The following is a 10877-nucleotide window of genomic DNA, read 5'->3' on the forward strand; positions in this document are numbered from 1 at the left end:
TTTAATTTAGGATATAAGAGGTTGTTTTAGTGAAGACATATGAGTTTAAACCCATTTGTCCGAAGGAAAAAATAATTCAGGGAGCAAGCTTTCGTATCAGTGTTTTGACGGAGAGCTTGCTCCGTCTGGAATATGAGGAAAACGGACATTTTACAGACAATGCAACGCAGGTTGTTTTAAACAGAGACTTTCCACAGGTGGATGTGGATATTATCTGCGATGAAGAAGACAAATTGTTATTTAGGACAAAAAGGCTTGAAGTCGATTATGATAAAAGAGCTTTTTCTCCCAAAGGGCTTAAGATAAAGCTTTTAGATAACGGAATTGTCTGGAACTATGGAGAAAATGGTTGGAACCTTTTTGGAACTGTGAGAACTCTTGATGAGACCAACGGAGTAGTTCTTTATGAGAAAGGCCTTTTTTCAAGAGAGGGATACGCTTGGTTTGACGATGGAGAGAGCTGCGAACTTTCTGGGGAGGAGATCTTTGACAGACAAAATCCTGAAAAAGATATTTATTTTTGGGGATATGGAAAGAGATTTAAAGAAGCTTTAAAGGACTTTTACTATTTGTGCGGCAAAGCACCAATGATTCCAAGGTATGCACTTGGCAACTGGTGGAGCAAGTATGAAAAGTACACGGAAAAAAGCTATCTTGAGCTGATGGACCGCTTTGAAAAAGAAAATGTTCCGATCACGGTTGCTGTTATAGATATGGACTGGCATTTGACTGACGTAGGCAGTGAGTACGGAAGCGGTTGGACCGGTTACACATGGAATGAAGAGTATTTTCCGGATTATAAGAGATTTTTAAAAGAACTTCATAAAAGAGGAAAAGCTGTTACATTAAATCTTCACCCGGCTGATGGCATCAGAGCTTTCGAGGTTATGTATGACAAAGTGGCAAGGCGCATGGGAATTGACCCTGCTACCAAAAAAGCTGTTGATTTTGACCTTATGGATAAGAACTTTGTAGATGCCTATTTCGAAGAGGTAATGCAGCCTTATGAAGAGGATGGCGTTGACTTCTGGTGGATAGACTGGCAGCAGGGCACTAAGGCAAAGTCAGGAAGTGTAGATCCTCTCTGGATTCTCAACCACTATCACTACTTAGATCAGCTTCGCCGCGGTAAAAGAGCTATGATATTCTCCCGCTTTGCAGGAATAGGAAGCCATAGATATCCAATCGGCTTTTCCGGGGATACCTGTGCTACCTGGATAAGCCTTGATATTCAGCCATTCTTTACTTCAACCGCATCAAATGTCGGATATGGCTGGTGGAGCCATGACATAGGCGGACATATGCACGGAGAAGAGGACTGCGAGAGAACATGCAGATGGGTGCAGTTCGGCGTATTTTCGCCGATCATGAGACTTCACAGTTCATGCAATCCTTTCTTTTTCAAGGAGCCATGGAACCTTCCGGAGCCTATGCGCAGCATAGTGGATAATTTCATGAGACTAAGGCACAAAATGATACCTTATCTGTACACTGCAAATTATGAGGCGTACAGAAACGATGAGCCTCTCATGCAGCCTCTTTACTACAACAGTCCTGATTCAGAGGGGGCATACCATTCAAGAAACGGCTACTATTTTGGAAGTGAGCTGATTGTTTTCCCTATCACTTCAAAGCTTGATGACGAGCTTATGATGGGAGAAGTTTTGAGCTTTATTCCTAAGGGAAGATGGATTGATATCTTTAATGGAAGAGTTTACGAAGGCGAGAAGATGAGAAAGCTCTACAGGCCGATCGAGCAGATGCCTGTACTTATAAAGGCCGGAGGCATCGTTCCAATGTCCACAGTCATTGATGAGGATGTGAATAATCTTCCTTCAAAACTAACAGTTTATCTTGGAATTGGTGCAGATGGCGAATACACTCTTTACGAAGATGACGGAAATACAAATGACTATATGAACGACAACGGAGGCTTTACTAAAATTAGCCAGCACTATGATAAGGCAACTGGAAGGCTTGTTATAAGGATACATGCAGCAACGGGGAAAACAGCTCTTTTACCTGAAAAGAGAAACTATAGGTTTGTTCTGTGTGGTGCAAATCCGGTTGAAGGCTATGACGAAAAATCCGGACAGGTCTATGTGGAGCTTTCTGGTGTTGAAACATCTGAGGGTGCAGAGATTGTAATAGAAAACGTTACTCTTGGCCGCAATGATCCTCAAAAAGATCTGTTTGATTTCCTAAAGAGATGCAAATTCAGCTATGACCAGAAACAGAGAATATATGATGCGTACCTTAGAGGAGAACTTGATTCTGAGGAAAGCATACGCAGGCTTGATATTTCTGAGAAGATGAAGGATGCGATATTGGAAGTACTGGGATAAACTTCAGGGAAGTCAGCGGGGACGGTTAATTTGACTTATTATCATTAGTCAAATTAACCGTCCCCCTGGCTTTCCTTTTTTAATGTTTGATCGTATGAGTTTCTATGATGTTTCTAACTGTTTTTTCAAGATGTGGCTTAAGGTCATTAAGGGATACAGGATCGTTATACATAATGGAGCTGTAGCCGGTTGAACCAACAAGCTCTATTATAAGAAAGAGCATTACTTCCGGGTCTTGAAATTCAAGCTCGGACTCTTTTATCATTTTCCTGTATACTTCTCCAAAATCAATGTCTTCGCTGTTTGTAGGCGTGGTGAGAGCTTTTTTGAACACTGCCCAGGAAAGGTCTTTATATATAAAAGCAAGAAGCCCCTTGTTGGCTTCGAGCTCATCCAAAACATAGTCCATTATAAATATAAGTCTGTCTTCAAAGCCTTCAATTCCGGCATCTCCGAGAGCCTCATAGGCTTTCATGAAGAGTTGACTTGATTTGTGGGCAATGAGTCTGTTCCTTATATCATATTTATCCTTAAAATAAAGATAAAAGGTTCCCTTGGCAACTCCAGCCTTATTAACAATATCTGAAATGGAAGTCTTGTTTATTCCCTGTGAAGTGAAAAGTTCAAAGGAAGTATTGAGAAGATTTTCCATTTTTAATTTCTTATTATCTGCTGCTTTTCCCATTTTTATATCCTCGTTTCACTAATTCTAACATATGACATTCCACGCTGCAATCTGCATAAATTCGGCTATTAATGCCTCATTTAAATGGCAATGGAATACTTAATAAAATTTTTATCTAAAAAATATTGACCGATGGTCATATTCATGTTATACCATAATATATAAAAAATGACTAGCGGTCAATAAACTATTTCTTAAATAATAGTTCCGCTTGAAATAAAAATTATTAAACGAAAAAGGGAGGCAGTTTGTTATGAATAAGCTTTCACATTTAATTGTAAAGCTGAGATATGTTATACTGATAGTGGCAATAGCACTTCTTGTTCCGTCCGCAATCGGTTACTTTAACACAAGAGTCAACTACGATATCCTTACTTATTTGCCTAAGGATATAGAAACCATGAAAGGTCAGGATATTCTTCTTGATCAGTTTGGAACAGGCTCTTTTGTCTTATATGTAGCTGAGGGCATGGAGGAAAAAGATGTTGCAAATCTTAAATCAAAAATCGAAAATGTGGACCACGTTGCAGATGTGATCTGGTACGACTCTGTAATGGACTTGTCAGTTCCAATGGAGATGCTTCCGACAGAAGTCTACGATGCCTTTAATAGCGATGACGCCACAATGATGTTCGTTGTATTTGATGAAGGAACATCATCAGACGGAACAATGCAGGCCATTGAGGACATCAGAAAGATTTCCGACAAGCAGTGCTTCATGAGCGGTATGAGCGCCATCGTAACAGATACCAAGAATATGGCAGAAAAAGAGACACCTATATATGTAGGAATCGCAGTACTTCTTGCAGTGATAGTTCTTTCACTGACAATGGATTCCTATCTGATACCTCTTTTCTTCCTTTTAAGTATTGGAATGGCAATCGTTTACAACATGGGTACCAACGTCTTTAAAGGAGAGATTTCTTTTATAACCCAGTCACTTAGTGCAGTACTTCAGCTGGGAGTTACACTTGACTATTCAATATTCCTGTGGCACAGCTACCAGGAAGAGCTTGAAAGAAATGATGACAAAAAGGATGCAATGGCAAACGCTATTTCAGCAACCTTTACATCAGTTCTTGGAAGTTCAATAACGACAGTTGCAGGTTTCGTAGCCCTTATGTTCATGAGCTTCACACTTGGACTTGATCTTGGAATTGTAATGGCTAAGGGTGTTGTATTTGGTGTTATCGGATGTGTAACAATTCTTCCGAGTATGATCCTTGTATTTGATAAACTCATTGAAAAGACAAAGCACAAACCGCTTATGCCTGAGTTTGACAGAATTCCTAAGTTTGTGGCAAAGCATTACATTGCTTTCCTTGCTATATTCCTTGTGCTTTTGTATCCGGCAATTTACGGAAACAATCACACAAGTGTTTATTATGACCTGACACAGACATTGCCAGACAGCCTTGAGAGTGTTCAGGGTGCGAACGAAGTTGATGAGAAGTTTGAAATGAATTCAGCATACATGCTTCTTGTTGATAAAAACCTTGATTCAGCATCCATGAACCAGATGATAAAAGAGCTGAAAAGTACCGATGGTATTCTTTCAGTATTAAGTACAGATTCACTTATAGGACCAGCACTTCCAAGGGAGTTTATTCCTGAAGATGCGTTAGATAAGCTCGAGAGTGACGAGTGGAAGATGGTTCTTTTAACAACTGATTACAAGATAGCTTCTGATGAAATAAATGCTCAGATCAATCAGGTAGACAAAATTGTTAAGAACTATGATCCGAAGGCTATGGTAGTTGGTGAGGCGCCTTGTACAAAGGATCTGATCAATATTACAAATCATGATTTCAACGTAGTTAACACAGTTTCAATCGGACTTGTATTCCTGATCATCGCTTTTGTACTTAAGTCTGTATCACTTCCATTTATCCTTGTTGCGGTAATTGAGTTCGCTATCTTTGTTAACATGGGACTTCCGTTCTATACAAAGACAACAATTCCTTTCATCTCATCAGTCGTAATCGGAACAATTCAGCTGGGAGCCACAGTTGACTATGCGATCCTTATGACAACCAGATATCTCAATGAGAGAAGGAATGGGCATGACAAGAAAGAGGCAACTTTGATAGCTCTTTCAACAAGCATGAAATCAGTAATTGTCAGTGCTCTTTCATTCTTTGCAGCAACATTCGGAGTTGGACTTATCTCAAGTATCGATATGATAGGTTCACTTTGTAACCTGATGGCAAGAGGAGCAATCATCAGTATGTTCACAGTTCTTTTGGTACTGCCTGCGATGTACATGCTCTTTGACTGGCTCATTGTTAAGACAACCTTCGGCATGAAGGGGGTTGAGGCTGTTCACCATGAGCACCATCATTTTGGGGATTTTATCCATCACGTGGCATGAGCTGAGAGGACTTGGCGAGGTTTTTTCGAGCCTAGTCCGAACGTGTTCTGGCGAGGCTTTAGCCGAGAGCAGAACTTCATTAGCTGAGAGGCCTTTTTGAGGCTTTAGCCGAGAGCAGAACTTCATTAGCTGAGATTTAAAATAATAATATAGAGGAGAAATTAGTCATGATCAGAAAAAGTTTAATGAAATCATTTTCAGTTATAATGGCAGCAATGCTTGCTATGATGTCAGTAGCATGCGGCGCTAATACAGTTACAGATGAGACTGCAGCAGTTGAGACACAGGCTGAGTCAGAGATTGAAGAGAGCATGGTAACCAATTCAGCTGTTGCTTCAAGTGAGTCCGAGGCCGGCAAGGTTGAGACAGTATATGTAAAGACTGATGCCAATGGTGCAGTAAACGATGTCATCGTTAGCGAGTGGCTCAAAAATGCAGATGCATCAAGCGAGATGTCAGATGCTACAGAGCTCAAGGATATTGTGAATGTAAAGGGTTCAGAGACATTCACCGATAACGGCGACGGAACACTTACCTGGAATGCTTCAGGCGCAGATATTTATTATCAGGGAACTACAGACAAAGAGCTTCCTGTTGACATGAAGATAACATATACTCTTGATGGAAAAGAGATTTCTCCTGAAGAACTTGCAGGAAAGAGTGGTAGGGTAACAATCCGCTTCGATTATGAGAATAAAGAAAAACAGACTGTAGAAGTTAATGGAAAAGAGATTGAAGTTTATACACCATTTGCAATGGTTTCAGGTATGATGCTTGATTCAGATAAGTTCTCAAACGTAGAGATATCAAATGGTAAGGTTATTTCAGATGGTGGCAACTACGTAGTAATGGGTGTTGCAGTTCCTGGTCTTAAAGAATCTCTTGATATTGATGATGAGAAGTGGGAAGAGCTTAACGAAGACGGCGAGCTTGATGAAAAACTCACAAATCATTTTGAAGTAACTGCTGATACAACAGATTTCGAACTTGGTATGACAATCACAATGGCAAGTTCAGATATTCTTTCTGACTTTGGTTTAACTGATCTTTCTGATTCAGACAAGCTTGATGATCTCAAAGATGACATGGGAGAGCTTAACGATGGTTCAACAAAGCTTGTTGACGGCAGTAAGGAACTCAAAGACGGTACAACAGAGCTTCGCGATGGTGTTACAGAGCTTTACGACGGAACCAAAGAACTCAAAAATGGCACAAGTGATCTTAAGGACGGAACAGTAAAGCTCTATGATGGTACAAGTAAGCTCTATGATGGAACAGGTTCATTATATGATGGAACCGGTAAGCTCTGTGATGGAACAGGCAGCCTTAAGGATGGCATAGTTGCATATACAGATGGTGCAAGCAAAATCAATGATGGTGCTGCAAAGCTTGCTGATGGAGCTTCATCAGCAAAAGCTGGTTCAACAAAGCTTAAAGATGGGCTTGCAAGTGCTAAGACAGGCGCTACAACTCTTGCAGCAGGTTCAAAGCAGTTCAGTGATCTTCTCTCAGCAAAACTGGGTGGATTTGATGAGACTAAGATAAAAGAGTTATCAACACAGCTTGAAGGACTTAAGACTCAGAGTGCAATGTATCATGCAGCATATAACTACCTTATTTCCGGAGGAGAGTGTTCAGATGAGCTTTACGCTTTCATAAATACACTTGCAGGTGGAAAGATTGAAAGTAAAGAACAGCTTGCACAGATGGTAGAAGCTGGAAAATCTACACTTCAGGCTACTTCAACAACATCAGTTACACAGCAGGCAAATGGCGATAATCTTGAGCAGGATGTAGAAACAGATACAATTACCAATCCTGAAAATGATACTGATGACGAAGATCTCGATGAAACAGAAGATACAGAAGAAGTTGAGGAAAATACTAAATCAGCTACAGAAACGACTACCACAGATACAACAACTACAGGCACGACAACAGAAACAACTACCACAGATACAACAACTACAGGCACAACAACAGAAACAACTACCACAGATACAACAACTACAGACGCAGCAACAGATACAACGACTGCTGATACAACAGCTTCAGATACAATTACAGAAGATCAGCTTGTAGAATCAAAGACTTTAACTACAGGAACAACTACTCTTAGTTTAGACGAGCTTCAAAATGATTCACTAGGTCAGTATTATACAGATGAAGAAATTGCTGCTATGCTTGAGGAGAGCAAGGTTGTAACAAATGAAGATATCATTAATTATATTAATGATGAAGGAAAAGCTTATTTCGAATATCTTGTAAAGCAGGCAACAGAACAGTCTGTAAAACAGTATTTGGAAGAGAATAAAGCAACTATTATCTCTAACCTTAAAGCTCAAGAAATTGCTGATGTTATAAAGACAATGGATGATGAAAAGCTGCAGGAAGTAGTTGGAGGATTAGATCCGGTTACGCTTGGAAAAGTAATGACATGTATGGATACTACAACACTTGGCGCACTTATCAGTAAGATGCCGGTTCAGACACTTGGAACAGTTATGGCAGGCGTTGATTCAACAACTCTTGGAGCAATCATTGCGAATATGGATGCAGATACACTTGTATCTATTATGTCTACAATGGATGATTCCAAAATTGCTTCACTTATCAGCAGTCCTCAGATGCTTGCCAAACTTGGTTCTATCATGAGTACTCCGGAAGGACAGGCAGCACTTGCTCCTGTAATAAAAGAACAGGTTATGAAGAACGCACCTGTATTCACATCATATGGTCAGCTTGTAGGTGCTACAAAGGCAGGATATACAGCGATTGATCAGGTACTTGCAAAAGTACAGGCATCAGGACTTGATGTGTCATCACTTGGTAAGATTCAGGAAGCAGTTGCCGCTGCAAAACAGATTGCAGATGGAAGCGCAGCTCTTTCAGATGGTATCAATCAGCTTTATGCAGGCGCAGGAACTCTTGATGATGGCCTTGGACAGCTTAGTAGTGGCGCATCACAGCTCCATGATGGAACAAAGGAACTTGTTTCTAACAATGGCAAACTTGTAGATGGAGCATCTCAGCTTAATGATGGAGCGGCACAGCTTAAAGATGGTGCATACCAGCTTAAAGACGGTGCATACCAGCTTAATGACGGCGCAAGACAGCTTGATGACGGTGCAGGAAAACTCAATGATGGAGCAATTGAGCTTAACGATGGCGTGGGCGAGCTCAATGATGGTGTAATCGAACTTGATGACGGTGTTCAGGAACTCCTTGATGGCGTTATCAAGCTTGACGAAGAGGGTATCAAGAAGCTCTACGAAGCGTTTGATGGAGATCTTACAGAGTTTGCAGACAGAATGACAGCTTTAAGAGAAGCCGGTGAGAACTACACATCATTTGGTGGCGCAAGTGAAGATATCGACAGCAGCGTTAAGTTTATTATCAAGACAGATGCTATTAAGTCGCTTTAATAAGTAATGATCAAAACTCCTTTCTGTGGCATTTGAAGTCGCAGAGAGGAGTTTTTCGTTTCTATAAATGATTGTGATATACTTATAGGATAATCTTTAAGAAATTGGGGGATGATCATGAACATTAATCTATTTTATGATAGATTTGCCGCAGGAAATCAGGTTCCGGCAGATATTCTTTCCATGTCCATCATGCTTTTGGCAGGATTTCTTATGACAAGAATAACCAAAAAGCTTAAACTCCCAAATGTAACAGCATATATAGTAGCCGGCATACTGATTGGACCATATTGTTTTAATCTTATTCCTCAAAAATTTGTAGAGGCATCGGCTTTTTTGCCGGATTTAGCATTAGCTTTCATCGCCTTTGGAACAGGTCAGTTTTTTAAAATTGATACCTTGAAGAAAAATGGCCCCAAGGTATTTATAATCACGATATTTGAAGCTCTTTTGGCGACAGTTTTTGTTTTTATCCTGTGCTTTAATATGTTCAGGCTTCCAATGTCATTTTCAGCTGTTCTTGCAGCTTTAGCAGCTGCAACGGCTCCTGCTTCAACCATGATGACAATAAGGCAGACCAAGGCAAAAGGTGAGTTTGTTGATACGCTGCTCCAGGTTGTGGCTCTTGATGATATGGTGGGACTTATAGCTTATAGTATTGCCATTTCTATTGCTACTGTTTCCATTTCAGGCGGAAAAGTAAGTGTTTTTGGAACTATTGTGCCTCTAATTTTGAATCTTTCCATAATGGTCCTTGGTGGATTGTTTGGTTTTTTTATCAATCTTTTTATGAAAAACAAGCATAGCACTGATAACAGGCTTATAATCGCCATTGCTATGTTATTTGCTTTTTGTGGGATAGCGGCAATTCTAGATACCTCACCTCTTTTAGGGTGCATGGCAATGGGATCAGTATATATAAATCTTTCGGATGATGACAGGCTGTTCAAACAGCTCAACTATTTCAGCCCTCCTATATTGCTGATATTTTTTGTCAGATCAGGAATATCTTTTAACTTAAGCGCACTTTTTAATGGAGGCAATTTTGGTTCTCTGCCACTTATAGTAGTGGGGATAGGGTATTTTGTTGTCAGGATTATAGGTAAATATCTGGGAGCATATTGGGGATGTAAGATTGTAGGTTCAGGAAACCTGGTAAAAAGATATCTTGGCTTTGCGCTCATTCCGCAGGCAGGGGTAGCTATCGGGCTTGCAGAGCTTGGGGCACGAACTTTAAAAGGCGAAATGGGGAGCGCTCTTTTAACAATAATTCTTGCTTCCAGTGTGCTTTATGAGCTGATTGGTCCTGCAGCGGCCAAGTTTGCACTTTATAAATCAAAGTCTTACGGAGATGATCTGGATCTGACTGAAAATGTAAATAGTATAGAAAACGCTGAAAATCAGGCTGTAGAAGATGCTGAATCGGAAGTAGAAACTACGGTAGCAGATATTATTGGAACAAGTGCTGACATGGGTATTGAGTTTTCAGTAACGATGATAGATTATGATGACGAAGTGAATATTGAAGAGAGGGCATTTGATGAAGCTGCAGAAGAGTACTTCCAAAACCAATATAAAGAGGAAGAATTCAAGAAAGTAAAGAAAGATAAAAAATCCAAAAAAGAAAAGAAGGATAAAAAAAGCAATAAGAATAAGGACAATAAAGATAAGAAAAAGAAGAAAGACAAGTAGAACCGCTATATTAAAAAATCATGCTCCCCATTTGCAGGTACCGCCTGGCACCTGCAGGTGGATGAAGTATGTAAGAGAGTGTCAAATTAAGTGTGTAAGTTTTTTATTTTACTAAAATTTGATATTATAACAACGTGCGAGAAAACCCCTTCCGATGAAATCGGTTGTGGGATGAATCGCACTAGCTTTTCTTTTTGTATTTCCCAGTCTTAATGTATTTGCGTTTGTGTTCTTCTGTTCGCTGATCTTCGATGTATTTCTTAACGGTATCAAGAGAAACGCTTCCGGTAGTTGCACAAAAGTAACTTGCGCTCCAGAAGGGTGAATCTCCCCAGAGGTATTTCTCAACGTGTGTTCTA

The 10877-nt window shown here is 40.1% G+C and carries 6 protein-coding genes; 4 read left to right on the plus strand and 2 right to left on the minus strand.

Translation table 11 applies throughout. From position 1 onward, the window contains the following. The first annotated feature begins 29 nt into the window (after nt 1-29). On the plus strand, nt 30-2345 hold the full coding sequence (locus J6O61_RS02820) for a glycoside hydrolase family 31 protein (RefSeq protein ID WP_292209332.1): 2316 nt from the start codon (nt 30-32) through the stop codon (nt 2343-2345). 79 nt (nt 2346-2424) lie between these two features. Here the strand turns inward: J6O61_RS02820 and J6O61_RS02825 are convergent, their stop codons facing one another. Next, nucleotides 2425-3030 carry a TetR/AcrR family transcriptional regulator gene (locus J6O61_RS02825; protein WP_292209335.1) on the minus strand — a complete coding sequence of 202 codons (606 nt, stop codon included), beginning with the start codon at nt 3028-3030 and terminating at the stop codon, nt 2425-2427. Nucleotides 3031-3283: 253 nt separating this feature from the next. On the opposite strand from J6O61_RS02825, the gene J6O61_RS02830 reads away from it, so the two are divergent. The 3 genes from J6O61_RS02830 (at nt 3284) to J6O61_RS02840 (ending at nt 10518) form a co-directional block, all read left to right on the plus strand. Beyond that, nucleotides 3284-5401: an efflux RND transporter permease subunit gene (locus J6O61_RS02830; RefSeq protein WP_292209339.1), complete on the plus strand. Its 2118-nt coding sequence runs from the start codon at nt 3284-3286 to the stop codon at nt 5399-5401. A gap of 167 nt (nt 5402-5568) precedes the next feature. Further along, nucleotides 5569-8826, plus strand: coding sequence for a hypothetical protein (locus tag J6O61_RS02835; protein WP_292209342.1), 3258 nt, complete (start codon nt 5569-5571; stop codon nt 8824-8826). 117 nt (nt 8827-8943) lie between these two features. Further along, the gene (locus tag J6O61_RS02840) at nt 8944-10518 is read left to right on the plus strand and encodes a cation:proton antiporter (protein ID WP_292209344.1); all 1575 of its coding nucleotides are present in this window, start codon (nt 8944-8946) and stop codon (nt 10516-10518) included. A 181-nt stretch (nt 10519-10699) separates the two neighbouring features. Here J6O61_RS02840 and J6O61_RS02845 read toward each other — a convergent pair. Continuing rightward, nucleotides 10700-10877: transposase (locus tag J6O61_RS02845; RefSeq protein WP_292209347.1), on the minus strand; the 178-nt coding region annotated here is incomplete at its 5' end.

The sequence above is a fragment of the Butyrivibrio sp. genome, assembly GCF_017635265.1.
Taxonomy (GTDB): domain Bacteria; phylum Bacillota; class Clostridia; order Lachnospirales; family Lachnospiraceae; genus Butyrivibrio.